Origin of the sequence: Acinetobacter sp. CIP 102129, assembly GCF_000368305.1 — a bacterium.
Taxonomy (GTDB): Bacteria; Pseudomonadota; Gammaproteobacteria; order Pseudomonadales; family Moraxellaceae; genus Acinetobacter; species Acinetobacter parvus.
This window is the reverse complement of sequence record NZ_KB849341.1, coordinates 948,273-971,406: the sequence shown is the minus strand read 5'-3', so window position 1 is coordinate 971,406 and position 23,134 is coordinate 948,273. Positions and strand designations below refer to the sequence as shown.

The following is a 23,134-nucleotide window of genomic DNA, read 5'->3' as shown; positions in this document are numbered from 1 at the left end:
TTATAGATGGTTAAAATCAATGTCGCATGCTAAACCGAACAAAACCAAAGATCGAATTTTGCAAATCAGTTTGCAACTGTTTAATGAGCGTGGCGAGCGTTTGGTCACAACCAACCACATTGCGGCTGAACTGGGGATCAGCCCAGGCAACCTGTATTATCATTTTAGAAACAAGCAGGAAATTATTAAGGAATTAGCACAGCAATATCAGGCTGAAACTTTGGAAATGTTGGCATTACCAACAGATCGACCTTTAAATGCCAATGACAAAATCAGGTATTTTCAGGTGTTGAGCAACCAGTTGTGGGCCTATCGTTTTATTCATCGTGATGTCTATCATCTTGTTGAAAACAATGAAGACTTCCGAAAAGTTTATCCTCGCTTTGCTGGACAGGTGATGCAGCAGGGCCAGAAAATTTACCGTGCATTCGTGGATGCTGGCCTGATGAAAATGACGGACTCGGAAATTGAGGCATTGATCATCAACCTTTGGATTGTGCTGACCAACTGGACCAACTTTTTGTATATGTCGGGCCATATCAGTGACAACAACCGTCTGGAGGAAAAGTGGGTCTGGCAGGCACTGCGTCAAATGGTTTTCCTGGAAGGTCCATATTTAATGGGGGAAAGCCGTCAGACCTACGAGCAGTTACTGCGCTCACTCGGTCCATCAGAATTGTTTGCCAGCCTCTCCAACCTTAAAAATGACGACGATGAGTAGGCTTCACCTATTTAGTCATAAGCAAAAAAGAGCTAGAATGCTCGGCTTGATTTTTAATTTTGATTCCAATAAGTGATATTAACCACATGAACACGACCACTGCCCATACGGCACGACTACTGATTACTTGCGAAGACAAGCCAGGGATCGTGCAAGCTGTATCGAGCTTTTTGTATCATCAGGGAGCAAACATTACCGCACTTGATCAGTACGCAACAGAAGCTCAAGGCGGACGTTACTTTATGCGTGTTGAGTTTGAGCTGGATCATTTACAGTCCCGTAAAGAAGCCCTGATGCAAACCTTTGCGGCCAATGTTGCAGATCGCTATGAAATGCAATGGAAACTGACTTTCGTGGGTGAATTGAAGAAAGTCGGGATTCTGGTTTCCAAGGTGGACCATGCCTTGCTGGAGCTGTTATGGCGCCATGCACGTGGTTCGTTGCCTTGTGAAATCACCCAGGTGGTTTCCAACCATCCAGACTTACGCGAAGCGGTTGAGAATTTTGGCATTCCGTTCCATGTTGTGCCTGTCAACAAGGACAACAAGGTGGAAGCCTACGCCCAGATCAATGAGATGATGCAAGGCAATGACCTATTGGTTCTGGCGCGTTATATGCAAATCCTGAGCGAAGACTTTGTTGCCAAGTGGGAAATGAAGATCATCAACATTCACCATTCATTCCTGCCTGCTTTCGTTGGTGCAAACCCGTACAAACAGGCCTATGAGAAAGGTGTGAAGCTGATTGGTGCCACAGCGCATTATGTCACTGCCGATCTTGATCAGGGGCCAATCATTGAGCAGGATGTTGAACGTGTCAGCCATGACTACAATGTTGAGCAATTGCGCGAGTTGGGCGAGGATGTAGAGCGTAATGTATTGGCACGTGCAGTCAAATGGCATCTGGAAGACCGCATCATTGTCGATGGCAATAAAACCGTAGTGTTCTAATCTGTTATTGTGTATGCATTATGTAAAAAGAACATGCTTCAGGGCATGTTTTTTTATGTCTATTTTTCAATGGATAATGATTCGACAAGAAAAAATAGTTGAAAATGAAAACACTTCTCATTTATTATTACGGCACTTTCATTGTTCTATCCGATGAGTGAAATCGTTTTTTATTTTTAAAGCGTCACCATCTATTAGGTAACTAGATTCTCATGAGTCAATCTCCTGCACTATTGAATACATCTCATCCGATGAAGAAAAAAATCCTTGCCGCCCTCGTGGTGGTCGTGATGGGTCATGTGGGAGTTCTGTGGGCGGTGAACCACATGAAAACGATGGAACTTAAACCAGTTGAAAAAGATCCAATCAGGGTAAAATTTGTCAAGATTCAGGAACCACCTAAGCCTGAGCCACCGAAGCCTAAAGAAAAGCCCAAACCACCAGAACCTAAAAAAGAAGTGAAACAGGTCAAGGTGGTTGAAAAGGCATTACCACCACCTAAAAAAATAGAAAAAATTCAGCAGGTTAAAAAAGCCGAGGCACCGAAACCTGTGGTTGAAAAAGTTGAGCCAAAGGTTGAGTCGGTTGTGGTGAGCACGACTGTCACAGAAAAAGTGATTGAGAAAACTCAGCCTGTTGTTGAAGTGCCTAAAGCCGCAGCGCCGCCAGCCGATCCATCGCCAAAACGTGTTTCAATTGGTGGTTCAGGCGTGCAGTGGAGCCGTTCACCAAAACTGTCAGTGTCCGCAAAAGATCTGGAAAACCAGCCGCGTTCGGCAATGGTACTCATCGAAGCAGATGGGAAAGGTAAAATTACCAATGCCCGTATTACGCGTAGTAGTGGTTTGCCAGGTCTGGATGAAAAGATTTTACGTGCCGTTAAAAGTGCGAAATTTAAACCCTATATGGAAAATGGTGTTGCGTACCCAATTCGCGCAGAACAACCGTTTGATCTTAGTCCTTAACCAATTTGAGTCCTCGCGACAGATAAAATCAGGAGTTCGTATATGAACTTTTCAGTTTATTGGCAACATGCAGATGCAGTAAGTAAAACACTGTATTTCATCCTATTAGCAATGTCGATTGCGACATGGACTATTTTCATTCTACGCTTATTGGGAACACGCCAGTTGAAGCAACAGGCCTATGCCCAGCTTGCTCAGGCTCTGGCAACCTTGAAATCTAAACTACAGCCTTTAACCTTTGAACAGCGCAAGGCGGTTGCGGAGCAGGCATTGCTTCGCCAGATCTCTGCGGAAAAATCACAAGCAGAAAAAGGTGTATCTGTGCTTGGAACAATTGCTTCCCTTGCACCGTTTGTGGGCTTGTTCGGGACGGTATGGGGTATTTTTCATGCGTTGGTTGCCGTAGGTAATAGCGGTCAAGTTGGTTTGGCTCAGGTTGCAACACCTGTAGGCGAAGCCTTGATTATGACGGGTTTGGGTCTTGCAGTGGCAATTCCAGCGGTGTTGGCTTACAACATTTGTGTACGTTTCAATCGTGGCTTGGCACATGATTTACAAGATCAAGCGCATAGCCTGTTAATCGATACGATGTTGCAGCAAGAAACACCTATAAAAACAGAAACTAAAGCGACTCAACAAAGCTTAGTTGGAGGTCAGGCTTAATGGGTTTTCAATTGGGTGAAGACCACGATAGTGGCATGAATGAGATGAACCTCATTCCTCTGATCGACATTATGCTGGTATTGATGATTATCTTCTTGGTCACAGCAACGGTTGCCAACCCCTCCATTCCCTTAACCTTGCCAAAAACAACGGCTGAGATACAGCCACCGCCACAGAAACCGATCACGATTAACGTGAACCAGCAAGGTGAAGTGGCCTGGAATGCGGAAGTGGTAAGTCTGGATGAGCTTGAGCAACGCTTTCAGGATCAGGCGAAGCAGTCTGTTCAGCCTACCATTGTGTTAAGGGCGGATAAAGAATCAAAATATGATACAGTTGCTCAGGTGATGTCCCGTGCCAGTGAGGCAGGTTTGACAGATATCGCATTTGCCAGTGAAAACTGATCTTGTAGTGGGCTGGATAAAAAAAGCAACTCTATGATGAGTTGCTTTTTTTTTGGCTATTCGGTTTTGAGCAAGTCCGCAAACCTCGAGCGTAGCTTGGAAAGCTTGGGTGGAATGCTAAAGTTGCAATAACCCTGTGATGGGTTACGGGCATAGAAATTCTGGTGATACTCTTCCGCAGGATAGAATGTAGGTGCTGGACTTAACTCGGTGACAATGTTGAGGTTTTCATCTTCCAGACCCTGAATGACCTGTTCAGCCTGCTGTTTCTGTTCATCATTGAAATAGTAAATGACGGAACGGTATTGTGTGCCAATATCATTGCCCTGACGATTCAATGTAGTGGGGTCGTGGGTGGTAAAAAACACGTTCAGGAGTTGTGAATAGCTGATCTGCTGTTCATCAAAATCAATCAGGACCACCTCGGCATGCTGTGTATTGCCCTGACAGACCTGCTCATAATTTGGGTTGTGGACAATACCGCCCGCATAGCCACTCACCACTTTTTCTATACCTTTAAGCTGTAAAAACACAGCCTCTACACACCAAAAACATCCACCACCAAACAGTGCCTGCTGCATATATTTCCCTTTTCTAATCTTTCAGAATGCTATTAAAGTAAACGAAGTGCCTAAAAAGTAAAAGCCCGTATTTGAAATGGGCTTTTACTTTTAACTCAAGACATTATCGGTTCTTGAAAGGAAGCGGCTGAATAACCGTCACAAACTTCACTAAAGTTTGACCTGATTTATCTAGAAACTTCAGCTCATGTCCTTTCACCTCATAGCGATTGGTTTGTGCCAGTGCATCATTGTATTCACGAGAAATAGTATCCTGGGCACCATGACAGGCCATTAATGTTGACGCTATTTGACCCAGCTTTAAGTGTTGATTATTGCTGTCAAAGCTATCCTGTATTTTGTTACAACCATCTGCACCTGCAAAACGCTTGTTTTTTGCATCAAAATAAATAGCAGGGCGGTTGGGACTGTCGACCTCTAGGAATTTGCCGTTGATTTCTGTGCCAATCCACGGACGTTCAAATAGGGTAATTGTTTGTTTTGCTGAATATATTACATCAAAATATAATATGAAATGATTCACGGTTTTATATGTCTTTTCGTAGGATGAACGTAGTTTTTGGTAAATATTCACGTGAATTTATACTTAATTATTCACTCTTTGGTAAACCTGTTCGAATCAACCTGGAAAATGCCTCACTGCTTTGGTCTGACCGCTGCCCAAAATCTGCGGTACGAGTATTGATATGGGCCATCTGATACCATTCTTTCATGCTGTAATTTTGATCCAGTGCCTTAAGATCATAGAGGTAATTGGGTAGATAGCCTGATGCCAATAAACGGTAATCTTTAGGCAGTCGTTGTGGATTAATCGCCTGTATCATATCAAATACCAGCGTAGTGCAGTTACTGGTCAGCGTGTTGTACCATTTCGCCACAGCCTGCAACTCATCAGCCTTGTCGAGATACTCGATGAAGAGGGCCTTGCGTTCAGTGGCAGGCATTTTAATGGGAAATAAATAGACTTGTTCATGGCGGATATTGCTTCGGGTATACACAATGTCTTTTTCGTCAGAGGCAACTAGGCTAAGTTCATATTTACGGAAAAAACCGCCAATGGCTGAAAACTCTTCACCCTTTTCTTTGCGAATTTCAATGGAAAAAACCAGGGGCTTTTGATCAGAGAAATCAAAGCTGACCAATGTATGGGCAATTTGTGGCCCCATCCAGTAGGAGGTAATCACATTCACGCCCGTAATTTTATTCAGGTCTATGTGACGGTCTTCCCAGCGAATATCGTAGTTGCCATCTTTATGCCAGTCAAAATTGCGGACCTTATGCAAGGTTACAAGGTCACCGTGTTTTTCATAACTCAACTGTTCGGCAACTTCAGGATCCCAGTCTCGGTCCTGTTTTGCATCCTGGGAAAAATACCAGCCAAGTGAACAGGCAAACACCAGAGAGTAGATAATGATGTCGGTACGGCGGCTAAATAAATGCCCACTGACATAAAAGCCAATCAGGCTCAGGGCGAATAAGCCCCAGATGACAATGACCACACGGCTAAGCAGCGTTCCAAGAGGTTGTTGAATCCATAAAGCAAGGCATAACCAGATACTGGAGATGATCACGAACAGGGCAAAAAGGCTGTGTAGGAAACCAATCCCTAGAGCAATAAAGAACTCTCGTGATCCAATGTTATGCATAAGCATCCGCAATCCATTTTTTATTTTTGGTAGCTTGCAAACTCGAACGCTATATTGGTTTTTTCATCAGTATGATGTTCTGAGTTTACTTTATAAAAATCCTCAGAGAGTTCTGGATAATGTGCGTCTCCCCGAACATCCAGATCCACATGGGTCAGTTCAAGGCGATCGGCAATCGCAAGTGTTTGGTTGAAGATCTCTCCTCCACCTATAATAAATAAGGATGACTTTTCAGCTTGTTGTACGTCTGTAAGTGCACCATCAAGTGCCTCTTCGATGCTGTGCGCCACCTTGACACCCTCATACTGCCATGACGGATCACGGGTAATCACCCAGTTCACACGGTTTGGCAGGGCACGTCCCATTGATTCCAGGGTTTTACGGCCCATGATCACCACACCGCCCTGGGTGATGGCCTTGAAATGCTTGAGGTCAGTAGAAATATGCCAGGGTAGAGCATTGCCCTTGCCGATGCAGTTGTTTTTATCCATTGCCACCACGTGAACAACTTCTATACCTTGCCATGCCATTTGATCGTCTCCCTCATCTGATTTTAAACTGCCACAGGTGCCTTGATCGCAGGATGTGATTCATAATCCATAATTTCAATATCTTCAAATTTAAAATCGAAAATATCCTTGATGTCTGGGTTAAGCTTTAACTGGCACAACGGTAAGGGTTCACGCGTAAGCTGTAACTGGGCCTGCTCAAAATGGTTGGCATATAAATGCGTATCACCGCCTGTCCAGACAAAGTCACCTACCTCTAAACCGCATACCTGCGCAATCATATGTGTAAGCAGGGCATAGCTGGCAATATTAAATGGCACACCTAGAAATACATCCGCGCTACGCTGGTAAAGCTGGCATGACAGTTTGTTATCCTGAACAAAAAACTGGAACAGGGTATGACAGGGCGGCAAAGCCACTTTCCCAGCCTCGTTTGGATTCCAGCCTGACACAATCAAACGGCGTGAATTGGGATTGGTCTTGATTTCATTAACCAGCCATTTGATTTGGTCAAAACCATTTTGCTGGTAGCTGCCATCTTCATTTTGTGTTGCGCCGAAATTGCGCCACTGGTGGCCATAGACTGGACCAAGCTCACCCTCTGGACGACCAAAGCGGGCGGTTTGTTCCGCAGTTGCCCATTCATCCCAAATGGTGACTTTATTGTCCTGGAGATATTGAACATTGGTATCACCTTTTAGGAACCAAAGTAGCTCAATCACAATGGAACGAAAGTGAACTTTCTTTGTGGTTAAAAGTGGGAAACCTTTGGAAAGGTCAAAGCGCATCTGATGACCAAATACTGAACGTGTACCCGTTCCAGTGCGGTCACCCTTGTCACCGCCATTGTCTAGGATATGTTGTAAAAGGTCTAAATATGTACGCATAACTTTCTCTAAAACATTCTGTGGTTAATCAGGATAGGGATTGAAACCAATGAATATGGAACAGCAAAATTGTTGTCATGATACCCTGATTGCGCCCAGCATGACACTTGCGATGTGTAGTATTTTTTCATTTTCCAATATAAAAAAAGAGCGCTCAAGGCGCCCTTTCGTCAGCAGTCAGGCTTATTCTGTGATAAAGCTAACTTTACCATCCGCCAAAGATTTTACGCGCGCCAGCGACTCAACACGGTAGCCTTTCTCAAGCAGGACCTCGCGGCCTGGCTGGAATGACTTTTCAATCACAATCCCGACACCCACAACTTCCGCATTGGCTTGATGAATGAGGTCGATGAGGCCCAGTGCAGCCTGACCATTTGCCAGAAAGTCATCAATCACCAGCGCCTTGTCTGTTGAACTGAGATGCTTGTTTGAAATGGCAATAGTGCTTTCAGTTTGCTTAGTGAATGAGAACACTTTAGAGCGGTAAAGATCATCCTTAAGTGTTAAGGACTGGTATTTACGCGCAAAAATCACAGGAACACCAAGTTCTAGACCCGCCATGATGGCTGGCGCAATCCCCGATGCTTCAATGGTGATGATTTTGGTAATTCCCGCATCCTTAAAACGAGCGGCAAATTCCTTACCAATCAACTGCATCAGTACAGGGTCGATTTGGTGGTTCAAGAAAGCGTCAACTTTCAAAACTTGGTCAGATAGAACGATACCTTCATTTAAGATTTTCTGTTCTAAAGCGTACACGGGAGAATCCTCTAAACGGATGCTTTTTCAAGCAAAGGCATATTTTAAAAAGCATCCCAAAAATTGCAAGCCAAAATTATCGGGTTGATGTAGTTTTCAACCCTATTTACACACTGAACCCGAAGCCGCATATTGTTTTAAAAATTAGTTGGTTTTCCCTGAATAGCCTGTCAATAAAAGGCCATAGGATGATTTGCCATCATTATGGGTCACTTTTACTGGCAGATAGTCGAGCTTTGGTGCCAGCCAGAAAACGGTATTGCGTTCAGGCTTGTCATGCTGGAGTACCACCTTAATTGTGTTAAAAGTACCATAATTGGTCTTGACGGTTTCGTTGCCCTGTTTCACAAAACGACGTTCATCCACAGCCTTGTCATCAGCAATCAAGTAGCGCGGCTGGAGTGTGTTGCCATTCTTTAGGTCTTCACGCAACTGGAGTTCGGCGTTCAACTCATCCAGTGCCCCTGCCTGCCAGGCAAATGAACGGGTTTTGTCATCCTTTTTGGTGTTGATCACCTTGCTGGCTGGATTAAAGTTGATGCTCATGGTGTTGTTGTGGATCAGGACTTTACTGCTGCGGCTAAATTTTTGTGAGATGATTTTATTGTCCACAAAACTAAACTGGCTGGTTTCAGTTGCGGATGCAATACCACCTGCCTTTGCATTGAATACATAGGTCCAGTTTTTGCCTTGTTGCGAAAGGGTACGTGTCGCAGAACCGAGATTCTTGTTGTTGTAGCTGAACTGATAGCTCGCCTGAAAAGGGGCCATTGCCAATGCATGACTCGATAAGCCTGCACATAGGATTGCAGCTGAGGTTACTGTCGTAAAACCAAGAACTTTCGATAATTTCTTTGTCATAACATGGTTTCCTTTGAGTGAGTCGCAAAGTAGAACACTCATTTATCATTACGATTTATGCTTATTATGCCTGTAGATTATGAAGAAAAGATCAGGTTTTTTACTAAGCGCTTGTTAATTTTTCGTATAAAACATGAAGATGTGTATTTTTGAGGCGTGAAAGATTTTATAACATGCCCTATGTATGCGATTTCCTTACCTTCTGCTATCTTTCTGTTGGATAGGGGTAACTTCAGTCTCGTCCAGCCCATCATCAAGGTGATCTTCGTTGGATGGATACAGGATTGCGGCCAGATTGACATTGCCCCAGACAATCAATTCGGCGGGGCGTACTCTGGCACGGTTCACATGCACCTTGCTCAGTGTTTCGATAATACTTGGCTTATTTTTAAACCATTGGTTTAAATCAAGATAAAGTAAATCATCTTCGACACTAACGACTTTAAAATGCTCTAAAATTTTGCCTAGAGGATCTTCATCACGAAATTTTTGATAATACCAAATCGCAATATAAAATCCCCATTTCTGCAAGATGTTCTTGAAACGTGCTTCAATGACCTGAGTATTGCTAATCTGTTCAAACACCATTAACTGTACATCTTGATTCATTTCCATCTGAATCAATTTTAAGTCGACAGATAAAGTTGTGTGTAAGCCCTTAACGTCCAGAGTGGTATAGAGGCGTAGCCAGCCATCATAGAGGTCAGCGTGCAGGTCTTGCATAATACTGACATTTTCTGTGACATAACGTTCCATTGTCGCATTGACAAACACTTGCGACAATGAAAACTCTCTTTCTTCTTCGATGAATTCTTCGGCTTTTTGGTAAACTTTACGTAGACGTTTAACAACGGATGAAATTAGCGTTTGCATAAAAGTTGTTCCAGAAAGTGAATTGTTTTTAATGCAATGCCACAATCTTTGTAATAACTAAAAATAAAAATAAATTTCTAACTTGCAGTGTAGCAAAATTAATTGCTACATTTTCATAAAATGATGGTATGGAAACACTGTAGCTATAAGTGGATCACGTTTTTGTAAAATTTTGAATATCGGTTAGGTTTTTATACGTTAACCACCGTTGGGGATGAGGCATTTTTGTCGCTTGAATCGCATGTTGAAGAAAATAAATTTTCGTTCTGAACTGTCTCCTTATTGGTGGCAAGATCCAGTCTTTATTGCAGCAGTGGCTTTGGCGATGCTGTTGCATGGTGTTGTCTTGACCATTCAGTTTGCGATGCCATCACCCGCCGATACCTCAACCAAGGAAATTGCGGTCACGGTTCATCCCAGCAAGGAGCAGGTGAAAGATGCCGACTTTTTGGCACAGGCTGACCAAAAGGGTTCAGGTGAATTCCGCGAGGCACACTTGATGTCGAGTGACATACCCTCACCAATGCAGGCCGATGCAACCACAGGTGAGTCAGAACTGGAAAGCCTGGAAAAGGTTCAACAAAAACGGGAATTAAAATTCGAAGAAAAAGTCTTGATGACCGTACTTAGCTGGCAGAAACAGGCTGAACAGAGTGAGCGGAAAAAGGCACTGGATGAATTACAAAGCCAGTTTCAGGCGAAAGCTGCAATGGTGGCAAGCCTTGAGGCCCAGTATCTGAAACGCCAGCAAAACTTTAGCCGTAAACAGCGTATTAAAACGGTTGATGGCATTCAGGCAAAGCAGGATGCTTCGGCGGCTTATCTGGATAAGTTCCGTCAGAAAGTTGAGTTGTATGGCAACCGTTACTATCCAGATGAAGCAAAACAACAGCGCCTGTCGGGTGAAGTGCGTCTAATGGTCATCCTGAATGCGCAGGGGGGTATCCGCGCCATTCGCCTCATTGAAAGCTCTGGACATGCAATTCTGGATGAGGCAGCAAAAGCCTCTGTACGCCGTGGTGCACCATTTGGAGCTTTTGATGCCAATATGAAAGATATTTCTGAGTTACGAATTGTGCGTACCTGGCGTTTTGATCCTGTCGATGCTGAATTTGAAGTGCATTGATTATATGGGCGAACAGCATATTGAATAAAACGTAATGCCTTATTCCTTTAAATTGACTCAATGCCTTATTCCTCAGCTTTTGTGCCATTGCTGAGTAGGTTGAATCCAGTTCTTTGACAGTGGCTTTAAAAATAACGATATACATGGGAGGTTATTCTAGATTTCATCTGCCTGATATGGATTTGCAACACCAAGCTTTTTAAGAATCTCAATTTCCAACGCTTCCATTTCTTCAGCATCAGCTTCAGTGGTTTCATGGTCATAGCCAAGCAAATGCAGGATGCCGTGAACCAATAAATGCGTGAAATGATCAGTTGGTGTTTTTTGCTGTTCTGTGGCTTCTTGTAAAACCACGGGAATACAAATCACCAAGTCACCCAAAGGTTCTGCATCCAGTAAGCTAAGCACTTCTTCTGGAATGTCACTTGGAAAGGACAGTACATTGGTGGGTTTGTCTTTCTCGCGATATTGCAAATTTAGCTCGTGGCTTTCTGCCAGATCAACACAGGCAATACCTATTTCACAGTCTGTATTGAAACCGACATGACGCAGTGTGGTTTCAATCTGCTTTTTAATTTGACCACGTTTTAGTGGTAATTCATTCGCTTGAAAGTCTTGTTGAAGACTTAAATTGATTTTCAAAATAGATCCTTAAAAGCGTCCCCCTGAGATGCGATTAAAGTATTGCAATAAAAGGGGGAGTGAGGGGGATTTTTAAATGTGTTGCGCATCTGCCGCAGAATCATTTTCTGCAATCAATGCTTCTTGTCGAGCTTTGCGTTCGGCACGGGCTTCAGCAGACAGGCGTTGCTGTTCGCTGTCCCAGCCCTCGTAAGCCTCAACAATTTTTTGTACCAGTTGATGACGCACCACATCACGGGAATGGAAACGGGTAATATGAATTTCATGGACATTTTCAAGCACCCGTAAGGCATGAGCCAAACCAGACTGCTGTCCACGAGGTAAGTCCACCTGAGTCACGTCACCTGTAATCACGGCACGCGAACCAAAACCTAAACGGGTCAGGAACATCTTCATCTGTTCAGGTGTGGTATTTTGTGCCTCATCTAAAATGACGAAAGAATGATTCAGGGTTCGTCCACGCATATAGGCAAGCGGAGCAACCTCAATTACCTGACGCTCAATCAGTTTGGCCACTTTTTCAAAGCCCAGCATTTCATAGAGGGCATCGTAAAGTGGGCGTAAATAAGGGTCAATTTTCTGGGTGAGGTCACCTGGCAGGAAACCTAGCTTTTCACCCGCTTCAACCGCAGGACGGACCAATAAGATTCTCTGGATTTCATTGCGTTCCAGCATGTCCACTGCGGCAGCAACGGCGAGATAGGTTTTACCAGTACCCGCAGGGCCAATTCCGAATGAAATGTCACTTTGTAAAATACGCTGCACATAGCGTTTCTGGTTGGCACCACGCGGATTGATTCGTCCTTTGCGGGTCTGCAACCAAACGCTATCCAGTCCTGTATGTTCCTGATCTGAATCATCCATCAGTTCACGGTCGGTCTGTGAACCCTGAATCATCAAATGCAGGACATCGGCACTGATTTGTGAAGAAATTTCTGATTCTTGATAGAGCCGTTGCAACAGTGCCTCGGCCCTTTCGATTGTTTCGATATCACCGTCTAGATAAAAGGCATCGCCTCGGTGAGTAATTTTGACATCTAAACGTTGTTCGATTTGCTTTAAATGCCCGTTGTATGCACCGAGCATTCGTTTTAAATGTTCCATGGAAATTTCAGGGAACGTTACAGTACGTTTAATCGCTGAAGTCAAGAGAAACCCTTTTAGCTCACGTGTAGGAATACCCTTACATTACGCCACGTCAGGTTCAAGATTCAAGAGTTCACCATAAACTAAATTTAAAGTTTTAATTTCAGTGATCTCAATCTCCGCGAAACGTCCAATCCACGCGGCGTCACCGATAAAGGTCACAAGACGAGTATTGTCCGCTGTACCAATTAAAACATTCGGGTCCTTGTCAGACACCTTTTCAATCAGGACACGTTCAATTTTACCCAGCATGGCATCGGTCTTATCAATACTTGATTGCTTAATCAATTGCTGAACCTGAGCCAAACGGTCTTTTTTCACCTGTTCAGGCGTATCATCTGGCAGGTCTGACGCAGGTGTGCCAGGACGTTTTGAATAAACAAAACTATAGGAATGGTCGAAATCCAAGTCCTTAATAAACTGTAGGGTCTCAGCAAAGTGTGCATCGGTTTCACCTGGGAAACCAATAATAAAGTCGCTGGATAAATGCATATCTGGGCGGACCTTACGCAATTTCGCGATCTTATCGATGTAGACATCAATGGTGTGGTTACGTTTCATTGCCTGTAACACATCGTTGGAACCACTTTGCACAGGCAAGTGCAGATGCGACACCATCTGTGGCAGGTCACGGTAGCATTGAATCAGGTCATCTGAAAATTCAAGCGGGTGGGAGGTGGTATAACGCAAACGACCAATGCCTGGAATTTCAGCCACTAAACGCAGCAGTTCAGGGAAAGTGCAAATTTCACCATCAAAGGTTTCACCACGATAGCCATTTACGTTTTGACCAAGCAAGCTGATCTCACGCACGCCTTTTTCAGCCAGCCCTGCAATTTCTGCCAACACATCATCCAGTGGGCGAGAAACCTCTTCCCCACGAGTATACGGCACTACACAGAATGAACAGTATTTTGAACAGCCTTCCATAATCGAGACAAAGGCTTTAAATCCCTCAACACGTGGTTCAGGCAGGAAGTCGAACTTTTCAATGTCAGGGAAAGAAATATCAACCAGTTTGATTTTTTCTTTCTTCGGCTTTTCCACCTGTGCCTGATGCTGATCAAGCATTTGTGGCAAACGGTGCAGGGTTTGCGGGCCAAACACCATGTCCACATAGGGCGCACGTTTCTGGATATTGTCACCTTCCTGAGAGGCAACACAGCCACCCACACCAATCACCAGATCAGGATTCTGTTCTTTTAGCTTACGCCAGCGGCCTAAACCGCTAAACACTTTCTCCTGCGCTTTTTCACGGATCGAGCAGGTGTTCATGAGCAGAATATCTGCCTCATTTGGATTGTCGGTGAGCACATAGCCATGTGAATCACCCAGCAAATCTGCCATACGATGACTGTCATACTCATTCATCTGACACCCTTGAGTTTCAATATACAGCTTCTTTATTGAAACATCAGCGGTGTGCATTGGCTGGGTAACAGTGTTTTCTGAGGCAGCTTTTACAGCACTTGGAATGAATGTTTGAACCGTCATGCAGGCTCCTAAACAAGGTGGATTTAAACAAACCGCGGATTATAGCAGTATTTTTCGATGTGCGCAGAGAATAAAAAACTGAAAAAAATGGACACATTGTGGGTGAAATTACGTGAATCTTAATGAATATGAATCAGCAAGTTACATAACACAACAATAGTGGGAAGCCAGACTTATTACACTATGAGGGCAGGGCAAAACTGGGCAAATGTATTGATGAAGATGAATAAGCAACATGATTTTATAACAACCGTGACCAATAAACTGAATAACAAGAAAAACTTCCACCGTATTGTGGCGGTTGGTGGAATGATTGTGTGCTCTTCTGTCTATGCGCTGGATGAACAGTTTAACGATGCCCTGCGTGCGGCCAATAGCAGCAACACCGCCTTGCTGGATCAATATCAAGCTGCGATGCAGAATGATGTATTGGGCTATTATCCAGAATATTGGAAACTCAACACCAATCTCGGTTTTCAGCCTGCGTCCTCAATTCTCAGCTTTGCCCAACGCTACCCAAAATCTGCAATGGCTGAGAAGCTAGCGGCGGATTATGTAGAAGAAAAAGTCAAACAAGCGAATTTTAGCGAAGCAAAACCCGTTTTAAGCTATGTGACCAATCCAGACCAGGCCGAAAGTTGCGCGGTTGCGCAGGTCAGGGCACAGACAGGCGACAGTCTGGTTTATGCGGAATATAAAGATGTCTGGTTAGCCACCAATGCCCAGCCTGACTCATGCACGGGATTGGGGCGAATGATGCTTTCCAGCCCGCTTATGACTGCTCAGGACCGTCAGCAACGCTTGTGGGGACAGTTGCGCGCAGGGCAGTCGGGGCAGGCTATTGCAACCGCACAAACTATGGGGCTGAATCTTTCACTTGCCCAGTTGAATCAGATTCAGGAAAACCCATTGGGGTATTTATGGAGTGCGCCAAAAACCAATGATGCGGATTATGCCTATCTGATTTTTGCTCTGGGGCGTGTGGCTGACAGTGATTTAAGCAATGCCCTGGCAAATATCCAGCGCGCGGCTCAGGATACGCCACCGCCTGTACAAAAATATTTGTACCGTACCATTGGATATGTGGGTGGCACCACAGTGATGAAAAATGGTTTTAATCGTGAAGTGCTCAATGCCTACGACCAAAGTTATGGCTATCCGCTGAGCCCAGAGGAAGCCGAAATTTACGCGCGTCAGGCGATTCGTTTCGGTGCATGGGAAAGCTTGATTCGTGCGATTGATGCGATGTCAGTCACCCAGAAACAGGAAGATCGTTGGCAATATTGGTTGGCGCGTGCCTCTGAGCAACGTTCAAATGCGGCATCAAAACAGGCGGCGCAGCAGATTTATCGCAAACTGGCGCAAAGTGGTGATGACTATCATAACTTGCTTGCCAAGGATCGTTTGGGCGAGCGTTATAACCATCAACCCTATGATGAGCAGCCGAGTTCACAGGATATACAGCGTTTAAATCAAAACATCCATTTTAGACGTGCATTTGCACTTCGGGATGTGAATGCGCCAGCAAACTACACCAACAGGGAATGGAACTGGGCGGTTCGTCAGGCCTACTTGCAGCAGGATGATGGAATGTTGCTGGCCGCGGCAAAACGTGCACATGACATGGGTTGGTATGATCGGGCAATCTATGCGGCTGACCGTACCATCAACAAGCATAACGACACCTACCGTTTTGCAACACCGCACCGTAGCAATGTCACCAGCCATAGTTACAATGCTGGTATTGATCCTGCCTGGGCGTATGGTTTAATGCGTCAGGAAAGCCGATTTGTAACAACAGCACGTTCCAATGTTGGAGCGGGTGGCCTGATGCAGATCATGCCAAACACGGCCAAGTTGGTTGCCCGCCAAATGGGGGAAACCTATAACCCAGCCGCACTGAGCGAAATGAATACCAATATTCGCTATGGCACCTATTACTTGTCCATGATTCAAAGCCAGCTCAGTGGCAATGCGGTACTGGCAACAGCAGGTTATAACGCTGGTCCAAATCGGGCAAGACGCTGGCAGCCAGATTTCCAGAGCATGGCGGCAGACCAGTACACAGAAAGCATTCCATTATTGGAAACACGTGATTACGTCAAGCATGTCATGACCAATGCAACACATTATGGCGTGGTACTAGGGCAGGGTGCGCAATCCTTGCAGAAACGCATGAGTATCATTCCTGTGCGCAATGAACCCTAGAACACGAGATGTTTAATTTGAAACAATGAAGTTTTTGTATTTGATGAAATTGAAAAAAATATTCAAGCGATCAATGTTGTTAACCTTGCAGAGCCTGTTCTGCTACTTGGTTCTATCATTCAGTGCGCCATTATATGCAGCAGATAATAACGATCTGGTGGGTTATGTCATGCATATACAAATGACGCCTGCGGCTTGTGCATTGGATACATCGAAGCAGAAACAGCGAAAATGTCTGGAGGGTTATTCACTAACCATCTCTAGTCTGCTGCCAGAAGTGCCTGTCAATAAAAACTGTGAAACCAAGACTTCAGCAAAACTAAGCCCATTGCAGGCAAGAGTTGTCGCACGGGTTATGCCTGATGAAAACGCACGGGTTCAACTTTGGCAAAATGTTGGCGGCTGTGTCCCTATGAATGCCAGTCAGTATTTCAGGACGGTGATCAACTTTGCCGAGCGCCTGAAAATTCCTGCCGACCTGACCAGTCCAAATACCATTAAGGTGCAAAAGGAAAACCTGCGTCAGCAATTTGCCAAGCTCAATCCATCCCTGCCACCAAACGGAATCCGTTTTAGCTGTCAGGCTTCCAGATTCGATTCCATCCTGACGGAAATCCGTGTGTGTTACCAGAAAAATGGGCAATACAAACAATGTGCAAGCCATATTGTCACGGGCTGTCCAAACGAATTTACCATCAAGGGCAGCTATTAGGCATTTTTTCTAGCTTAATTTGTATTTTCTATCAGACTTTTGTTGAAATGCATTCTCTTTTACATGCATCTATGTTCGCTTTAGAGTACAATCTTTGCCGTTTATGATAATTCGGTTGAAGAACAAGAAAATTCAATCGTGCTAACGCATCTCACTGGAGAATATCACATGAAGCAACCCGTTCGTGTTGCCGTTACAGGCGCTGCTGGTCAAATTGGTTATAGCTTACTATTCCGTATAGCAAGCGGTGAAATGTTAGGTAAAGATCAACCAGTCATTCTGCAATTGCTTGAAGTTCCTGTTGAAAAAGCTCAACAAGCGCTTAAAGGTGTAATGATGGAACTTGATGACTGTGCTTTCCCATTATTGGCGGGCATGATCGGGACTGATGATCCAAAGGTTGCATTTAAAGATGCAGACTATGCGTTGTTGGTAGGTTCTCGTCCACGTGGCCCTGGTATGGAACGTGCTGACCTGTTGAAAGTAAATGGCGAAATCTTCATCGGTCAAGGTCAGGCTTTAAACGAAGTTGCCAGCCGTAACGTTAAGGTATTGGTTGTAGGTAACCCTGCAAACACCAACGCTTATATCGCGATGAAATCTGCTCCAGACCTTCCAGCGAAAAACTTCACCGCAATGTTGCGTCTTGACCACAACCGTGCGTTGACCCAGATCGCTCAGAAAGCGGGTGTTGCGGTTGCTGACATCGAGAAATTGACAGTTTGGGGTAACCACTCTCCAACAATGTATGCTGACTACCGTTTTGCAACTGCAAATGGCGAAAGCTTGAAAGACAAGATCAACGATGCGGAATGGAATAAAGATGTATTCCTTCCAACTGTTGGTAAACGTGGTGCTGCGATTATCGAAGCGCGTGGTTTGTCTTCAGCTGCTTCAGCTGCCAACGCTGCAATAGACCATATGCGTGACTGGGCGTTGGGTACAAATGGCAAATGGGTAACTATGGGTATTCCATCTGACGGTTCTTACGGTATCCCTGAAGGCGTAATGTACGGTGTACCAGTGACTTGTGAAAATGGCGAGTACACCCGTGTTGAAGGCCTTGAAATTGACGAGTTCAGCCGTGAACGTATGGACAAGACACTTCAGGAACTTGAAGAAGAACGTGCGGCAATTGCTGACATGCTAAAATAATTTATCTTTTTGATAAATTGAAAGCACTCTCCAGGAGAGTGCTTTTTTGTTGCGATAAAAAACAAAAAACAACAAGAAAATATAGACATACCTCTCCATGTAATCAGTATTTGCTGGTAGATTATTTTGATCTAGATAATGATGTGGAGAATAACAATGTTTGAACAACAACCAACGCTTAAGCTTTTATTTGAACAACTGGGACTTGAGGCGGATGATGCCTCAATTGAAAGTTTTGTAAAAACCCATCAGCTTGGGGCTGATCAAAAACTACATGAGGCTGAATTCTGGAGTGCTGGCCAGCGTGATTTCCTAAAAAGCCATTGGTATAAAGATGACGACTGGGCCATTGTGATTGATGAGCTTAACCAGCAACTGCATTTAGATAGCACTCAATAGGCACACATAAAAATAAAGCTCACATTAGTGAGCTTTATTTCGAATCAGGGTTTTAAACCATTCTTTCTCACGGGCAAGGCTAAATGCAGGGTGAACCTGTAACAGTTCCAGATCATGGTCTAAACAGGAGACATACTTTTTCAGCCAATGTTGGGTTAATGCCTGTTCCTTTTTCGCTGCTGAGGCATAAGCCAGAAAGAAATAAATCTCTAAGCTTTCGGTATAAGCCAAAGGTTTAAGAATTTGCTGAGTAATTAAGGCGAACCGTTGCTCCTTAGTCAATTCAAAATAAATCATATAAGCCTTTGCAAGGCATAAAGACAGATTTAAATATAGACTTAAAGGCATTTCTTCATATTCAATGCGAGCCTGTTCAAGTAGAACAATCGCTTCCTGCAAAAAATGCAACTGTTCCTGACGGACATGGCTCAGCAAGACCAGTTGCAAACGCAATTCAGCCCGCTCCAAAGCCAGTTCAGGGGTATTACCATTTAAATAAAGTTGGTCGGTTTCACCAATCCGTGCAATCACCTGTTTGGTTTCATTTGACATTTATCGATCCAAAATCGTCAGTTATACCGAGTTATATCGGGCTGTTTTTCGTAATTTAAAGGATTTAACCATTCCATATTGAGTTTCCACGTCGTAGCCATGCGGTGATGGATAAACGCTGTTGTTTCGATAATAGAACTTCGTGCAATAAATCACTTTGAAAGATTGCAAGGCGATTGGGTAGGGGCTGGATGATATGCCACTGATCATTCTTATCCTGCAAACGTAATTGACCACCCCAATCTTCCTGCCAGTCTTCATGTAAATAGAATACGGTTGAAATCATGCGGTCATTTTTCTGTTGTGGATTATCCCGATGCAGCGTATAAAACTCACCTGCGTGATAACAGGCAAAATGCGCCTCCACCTCTTTAATTCCCAGATAAAAAGCCTGATTCAAAACTTTGGATAAATGTTCCAGAGTCTGGATATGTTGTTGCGCAATGGGAAGTTGACCATCAATCCATAAAATATGATCGCTACGAATGTGACTCATCACACCATTCTGTACACCTGCCGCCCTGAACTGTTCCAGATGTAAACTACATTCATCTACCAGAGCCTGTACATATTCATTTGGATACACCTCATCAATCAGGGCAAATCCAGCATCATTTAAATCATCCAGAATCTTGTCCAGATTCCAGTGGCTTGGGAGGGAAGAAGATTGCATACAGTTCCAGTTCACGCTTAATCGTTTATAGGGCAATTTGAGGTGATCACATCAATGCTAAAGAATAGCCTCTATTTTCATGTTAAACTATCCTCTGAATTGAGGAATAATTGTCAACATGAATTACCGTCACCATTTCCATGCGGGTAACTTTGCCGATGTTATGAAGCATGTACTCTTGCTTCAACTGCTCACGCGTTTAAATGCCAAAGATAAACCTTATCGATATATTGATACTCATGGCGGGGCGGGCAAGTATGATCTATCACTTGCGCCAGCGCAAAAATCTGGCGAGTTCTTAACAGGGATTCATCGTCTGGTACAGTTGGGTGAAATGGAAAAACGCCAGGCACCTGAAGCCATTCAGGAATACCTGAAACTGGTGGAAAGCCTGCGTGCTGAAGAGGGCAAAGGCAGCTATCCTGGTTCTCCGTGGTTTGCCTTGCAGGCGATGCGTGAAATTGATAAAGCGACTGTGTTTGAAATGCAGCGTGATGTATTCCAGCAATTACGCCACAACATCCGTGATAAACGTATGGGCTTGCATGAGCGTGATGCTTATGAGGGTTTGTTGGGTGTTATTCCACCTAAAGAAAAACGTGGTTTGGTCATGATCGACCCACCTTATGAGATCGAGCGTAAAGATTTCCCACAACTGGTTGAGCTGTTGCAGACTGCCTATAAAAAATGGCCTACAGGCGTATTTGCGGTTTGGTATCCAATTAAAGACCGTGCCATGATCGAACGTTTTGAAAAGAAAATGTTCAAGACGGGGATTCGCCGTCAGTTGGTGTGCGAAATCTGTGTATGGCCAGATGACACACCAGTCGGGTTAAATGGCTGTGGTTTGTTGGTGATCAACCCACCCTGGAAGTTCTCAGAAGATGCGGACCAGGCTCTACAATGGCTATTCCCACATTTGCGCATGAGTGAAAATGGTGGTCACGCTGCGGTGCGTTGGTTGGTGGGTGAATAAGCCCACCACCGTCAAGATATTCTCGAGGAATTGAAAATAATGACAAATTCTCTTAAACCAGATTCTGATTTAGATAATAGAGACCATTCTTTCGATGGCATCACATTTGAAGTGGAAGAAGAAGAGCAGACGCATGAGGGACAGAAAGTAAAACGCCGTGGCATCTATCTATGGCCTAACCTGATTACCACTGCTGCACTTCTTTCGGGTTTCTATTCCATCATCGCAAGCATGAATGGAAACTTTAACCAGGCGATTTATGCCATTTTTCTGGCGGCATTGCTGGATGGTCTGGATGGTCGTGTTGCACGCGCAATCGGGGCACAAAGTGCATTTGGCGAACAATATGATTCACTGTCTGACCTATTGGCATTTGGTGTTGCGCCAGCAATTCTGATGTATAGCTGGAGTTTACATGACCTTGGCCGTATTGGTTTGGCATGTTGCTTTATCTATACGGCCTGTGCCGCATTCCGTTTAGCACGTTTCAATGTGCAGATTGGCGTGGTAGACAAGCGTTACTTTATTGGAATTGCCAGCCCGCTTGCAGCGGTGACGGTGATCTCAATGGTCTGGGTTGAACAGGATTTTCCATTCGTTTTTGACTTAAAGGATATCGTGGTTCAGGTTGTTAACTGTGTGGTTATGATTGGTATTGGCCTATTGATGATTTCAAATATCAAGTACTACTCATTTAAACAAATGGACCGCAAACGTGTACCTTTTGTTGTGATGCTGCCTGTGGTCTTGATTTTTGCCGCAATCACGTACAACATTCCAGTAGGAATCCTGATTGTATCTATTCTCTATATTCTTTCAGGCTTCGTAACCACTTTATTTGCCAAAAAGAATGATTCAAAAATAACAACCTAAAAAATGGAGGTTCAGTATGCCAATATTGATGAATAACAATCAATTAAAGCTTCTGAACCTGAATAAGACAGATGCTTTAACGTTTTATCCCCCAAAAGGCTTGTTCAAGATTGTCTATCAGGCCTTGATTTTGCCAAACTTGCCTGAACCGTTTCATTATCTCAACTTTATCAGCCTGATTGGGCAACCACGAATTCCTGTCTGTTATAACGCCAGCGCAATTGCGACCACAGCTATTGATACCGCAACTGTTTTGGTCAGTAGTAGTGTTGCCACTGTAGGGCATCTCAAAAGTTATAGTGCCAAAGAACAGTGTCAGTTTGAAATGGACCGTTATCAATTTTTAGATGTTGACCATATTCAGGCAGAATTTCCCAATTATTACTTTAAGCGTATTGATGAAGAATTAAGTTGTCAGCTTAAGGTAAATACCCATGCGGAAATAGAAAATCATTCAGCTTTACAATGGGGTGTAGCGGACTATTGGTATGCAAGATGCCAGTGTGAGGGTGAAATCACCTACAAAAAACAGAAATACCAAATTGAGGCACAGGGCATCTTAAAACATGCCAGGGCAATTTATTTACCTTTCATAGCCTTTAATTTTTTTACTTATCAAATTATTCAGGTGACTCCAGACTTACAAATCGTATTCTCAGAACTAAGAAACCAATGGAACAACATCGTTTTTTCAAGAATTGAGATTCAGTCTGCGGGACAGGAAACACGACTTTATGAGAAACAGGTCATTTTTGATGTGACACGGCTCTATCCTAAAATCCAGACACCGAATGGTCGGGAAATGTATTTGCCCAGAGAGTTTATTTGGCAGTATCAGGAAAATGATGAGGTTGTTTTTCATCTACAGGCACAAAGCCGAGGGGACTATAAATTTGGCTTGGCAGCGGGTTATGTGGGAAGCTTCAACTACCAATTGTTCTGGAAAAATGAAAATTATGAGGGTTCAGGCTATTGTGAATACATCGACTGTCGTCCCTTGCATTGGCAGGAAAAAAGTAAGACTGAACAAATAATGGACCAAATTCCACATTTTCAACCCTATTTGTGCAAGAAGTAGGCAGTTGTTGCAATAATTTAAAGAAAGGGGTTGTAAGGTATTTAGAATGATCTATAATGCGACTCCATCGGCGGTGCTGTTGATTGAAAGTTGTTTTAAATCAATTATTTAAAGTGGTTTAAAATAAAGTTGAAATTGATGGTTGACTTTAAAGAGATTTAGGGTAACATAGCCGACCTAGCTTGATGATGACGAATCATTGAGAAGATCATTAAGAGAATAGAAGAACAACTTGTGTGGATTTTTACTGATTGATTGATCGATATATTATCATTGATTGA

General features: G+C 43.9%; 26 protein-coding genes and 1 pseudogene. 13 read left to right on the top strand and 14 right to left on the bottom strand.

All coding sequences use genetic code 11. The features are described from left to right. Nucleotides 1-19: 19 nt before the first annotated feature. The 5 genes from F973_RS12675 (at nucleotide 20) to F973_RS12655 (ending at nucleotide 3,703) form a co-directional block, all read left to right on the top strand. The gene (locus F973_RS12675) at nucleotides 20-721 is read left to right on the top strand and encodes a TetR/AcrR family transcriptional regulator (protein ID WP_004674599.1); all 702 of its coding nucleotides are present in this window, start codon (nucleotides 20-22) and stop codon (nucleotides 719-721) included. Between the two features lie 86 nt (nucleotides 722-807). Continuing rightward, on the top strand, nucleotides 808-1,671 hold the full coding sequence (gene purU / locus F973_RS12670) for a formyltetrahydrofolate deformylase (RefSeq protein WP_004762161.1): 864 nt from the start codon (nucleotides 808-810) through the stop codon (nucleotides 1,669-1,671). A gap of 212 nt (nucleotides 1,672-1,883) precedes the next feature. Next, entirely contained in the window at nucleotides 1,884-2,636 is a 753-nt protein-coding gene (locus F973_RS12665) for an energy transducer TonB (RefSeq protein WP_004762160.1), read from the top strand. 42 nt (nucleotides 2,637-2,678) lie between these two features. Next, nucleotides 2,679-3,299, top strand: coding sequence for a MotA/TolQ/ExbB proton channel family protein (locus F973_RS12660; RefSeq protein WP_004762159.1), 621 nt, complete (start codon nucleotides 2,679-2,681; stop codon nucleotides 3,297-3,299). Beyond that, complete coding sequence (locus tag F973_RS12655; RefSeq protein WP_004680539.1) at nucleotides 3,299-3,703, top strand: ExbD/TolR family protein; 405 nt, start codon at nucleotides 3,299-3,301, stop codon at nucleotides 3,701-3,703. Before F973_RS12660 ends, F973_RS12655 begins: the two co-directional genes overlap by 1 nt. Before the next feature lie 56 nt (nucleotides 3,704-3,759). On the opposite strand, the gene msrA is transcribed toward F973_RS12655, so the two are convergent. The 8 genes from msrA to F973_RS12615 all read right to left on the bottom strand — a co-directional run bounded on the left by msrA (nucleotide 3,760) and on the right by F973_RS12615 (nucleotide 9,819). Then, nucleotides 3,760-4,284 carry a peptide-methionine (S)-S-oxide reductase MsrA gene (gene msrA / locus F973_RS12650; RefSeq protein WP_004762157.1) on the bottom strand — a complete coding sequence of 175 codons (525 nt, stop codon included), beginning with the start codon at nucleotides 4,282-4,284 and terminating at the stop codon, nucleotides 3,760-3,762. Nucleotides 4,285-4,387: 103 nt separating this feature from the next. After that, nucleotides 4,388-4,807, bottom strand: coding sequence for an META domain-containing protein (locus F973_RS12645; protein ID WP_228127463.1), 420 nt, complete (start codon nucleotides 4,805-4,807; stop codon nucleotides 4,388-4,390). A 67-nt stretch (nucleotides 4,808-4,874) separates the two neighbouring features. Continuing rightward, nucleotides 4,875-5,930, bottom strand: coding sequence for an Lnb N-terminal periplasmic domain-containing protein (locus F973_RS12640; protein ID WP_004762153.1), 1,056 nt, complete (start codon nucleotides 5,928-5,930; stop codon nucleotides 4,875-4,877). Nucleotides 5,931-5,950: 20 nt separating this feature from the next. After that, complete coding sequence (locus tag F973_RS12635; protein ID WP_004762151.1) at nucleotides 5,951-6,460, bottom strand: dihydrofolate reductase; 510 nt, start codon at nucleotides 6,458-6,460, stop codon at nucleotides 5,951-5,953. A gap of 23 nt (nucleotides 6,461-6,483) precedes the next feature. Then, a complete protein-coding gene (thyA, locus tag F973_RS12630; RefSeq protein WP_004762150.1) occupies nucleotides 6,484-7,326 on the bottom strand; it encodes a thymidylate synthase in 843 nt (280 codons plus the stop codon). A gap of 183 nt (nucleotides 7,327-7,509) precedes the next feature. Next, on the bottom strand, nucleotides 7,510-8,085 hold the full coding sequence (locus F973_RS12625) for a xanthine phosphoribosyltransferase (protein WP_004756157.1): 576 nt from the start codon (nucleotides 8,083-8,085) through the stop codon (nucleotides 7,510-7,512). 144 nt (nucleotides 8,086-8,229) lie between these two features. Next, nucleotides 8,230-8,946 carry a DUF3108 domain-containing protein gene (locus tag F973_RS12620; protein WP_004762148.1) on the bottom strand — a complete coding sequence of 239 codons (717 nt, stop codon included), beginning with the start codon at nucleotides 8,944-8,946 and terminating at the stop codon, nucleotides 8,230-8,232. Between the two features lie 195 nt (nucleotides 8,947-9,141). Continuing rightward, complete coding sequence (locus tag F973_RS12615) at nucleotides 9,142-9,819, bottom strand: hypothetical protein (protein ID WP_004762146.1); 678 nt, start codon at nucleotides 9,817-9,819, stop codon at nucleotides 9,142-9,144. A gap of 241 nt (nucleotides 9,820-10,060) precedes the next feature. On the opposite strand from F973_RS12615, the gene F973_RS12610 reads away from it, so the two are divergent. Further along, nucleotides 10,061-10,945: an energy transducer TonB gene (locus F973_RS12610; RefSeq protein ID WP_004762145.1), complete on the top strand. Its 885-nt coding sequence runs from the start codon at nucleotides 10,061-10,063 to the stop codon at nucleotides 10,943-10,945. A gap of 37 nt (nucleotides 10,946-10,982) precedes the next feature. Here F973_RS12610 and F973_RS15515 read toward each other — a convergent pair. From F973_RS15515 to miaB, 4 genes and pseudogenes are all read right to left on the bottom strand, one after another. Continuing rightward, nucleotides 10,983-11,090: pseudogene (locus F973_RS15515) on the bottom strand (antibiotic biosynthesis monooxygenase); the annotation flags it as partial. Between the two features lie 11 nt (nucleotides 11,091-11,101). Next, nucleotides 11,102-11,587 (bottom strand): rRNA maturation RNase YbeY, encoded by a 486-nt coding sequence (ybeY, locus tag F973_RS12605; protein WP_004762144.1) that lies wholly within the window; start codon nucleotides 11,585-11,587, stop codon nucleotides 11,102-11,104. 72 nt (nucleotides 11,588-11,659) lie between these two features. Beyond that, nucleotides 11,660-12,736 carry a PhoH family protein gene (locus F973_RS12600; RefSeq protein WP_004680518.1) on the bottom strand — a complete coding sequence of 359 codons (1,077 nt, stop codon included), beginning with the start codon at nucleotides 12,734-12,736 and terminating at the stop codon, nucleotides 11,660-11,662. 39 nt (nucleotides 12,737-12,775) lie between these two features. After that, nucleotides 12,776-14,227, bottom strand: coding sequence for a tRNA (N6-isopentenyl adenosine(37)-C2)-methylthiotransferase MiaB (gene miaB, locus F973_RS12595; RefSeq protein ID WP_004762142.1), 1,452 nt, complete (start codon nucleotides 14,225-14,227; stop codon nucleotides 12,776-12,778). Nucleotides 14,228-14,536: 309 nt separating this feature from the next. Here miaB and F973_RS12590 point away from each other — a divergent pair, with 309 nt between their 5' ends. The 4 genes from F973_RS12590 to F973_RS12575 all read left to right on the top strand — a co-directional run bounded on the left by F973_RS12590 (nucleotide 14,537) and on the right by F973_RS12575 (nucleotide 18,701). Then, a complete protein-coding gene (locus tag F973_RS12590) occupies nucleotides 14,537-16,435 on the top strand; it encodes a lytic transglycosylase domain-containing protein (RefSeq protein ID WP_171062362.1) in 1,899 nt (632 codons plus the stop codon). A gap of 73 nt (nucleotides 16,436-16,508) precedes the next feature. Next, nucleotides 16,509-17,147, top strand: coding sequence for a ribonuclease T2 family protein (locus F973_RS12585; protein ID WP_004762139.1), 639 nt, complete (start codon nucleotides 16,509-16,511; stop codon nucleotides 17,145-17,147). A gap of 168 nt (nucleotides 17,148-17,315) precedes the next feature. Next, complete coding sequence (locus F973_RS12580; protein WP_004674630.1) at nucleotides 17,316-18,302, top strand: malate dehydrogenase; 987 nt, start codon at nucleotides 17,316-17,318, stop codon at nucleotides 18,300-18,302. 156 nt (nucleotides 18,303-18,458) lie between these two features. After that, entirely contained in the window at nucleotides 18,459-18,701 is a 243-nt protein-coding gene (locus tag F973_RS12575) for a DUF2789 family protein (protein ID WP_004762138.1), read from the top strand. 24 nt (nucleotides 18,702-18,725) lie between these two features. On the opposite strand, the gene F973_RS12570 is transcribed toward F973_RS12575, so the two are convergent. Beyond that, nucleotides 18,726-19,253 (bottom strand): hypothetical protein, encoded by a 528-nt coding sequence (locus tag F973_RS12570; protein ID WP_004674632.1) that lies wholly within the window; start codon nucleotides 19,251-19,253, stop codon nucleotides 18,726-18,728. 64 nt (nucleotides 19,254-19,317) lie between these two features. Beyond that, nucleotides 19,318-19,926: a 2OG-Fe(II) oxygenase gene (locus F973_RS12565; RefSeq protein WP_004762137.1), complete on the bottom strand. Its 609-nt coding sequence runs from the start codon at nucleotides 19,924-19,926 to the stop codon at nucleotides 19,318-19,320. 118 nt (nucleotides 19,927-20,044) lie between these two features. Between F973_RS12565 and F973_RS12560 the strand changes: the two genes are divergently transcribed. The 3 genes from F973_RS12560 to F973_RS12550 are packed head-to-tail and all read left to right on the top strand — an operon-like array spanning nucleotide 20,045 to nucleotide 22,853. Beyond that, nucleotides 20,045-20,902, top strand: coding sequence for a 23S rRNA (adenine(2030)-N(6))-methyltransferase RlmJ (locus tag F973_RS12560; protein WP_004674634.1), 858 nt, complete (start codon nucleotides 20,045-20,047; stop codon nucleotides 20,900-20,902). Nucleotides 20,903-20,941: 39 nt separating this feature from the next. Next, nucleotides 20,942-21,775 carry a CDP-diacylglycerol--serine O-phosphatidyltransferase gene (gene pssA / locus F973_RS12555; RefSeq protein ID WP_004762135.1) on the top strand — a complete coding sequence of 278 codons (834 nt, stop codon included), beginning with the start codon at nucleotides 20,942-20,944 and terminating at the stop codon, nucleotides 21,773-21,775. 16 nt (nucleotides 21,776-21,791) lie between these two features. After that, nucleotides 21,792-22,853, top strand: coding sequence for a DUF6670 family protein (locus F973_RS12550; protein ID WP_004674636.1), 1,062 nt, complete (start codon nucleotides 21,792-21,794; stop codon nucleotides 22,851-22,853). The last annotated feature ends 281 nt before the right edge of the window (nucleotides 22,854-23,134 follow it).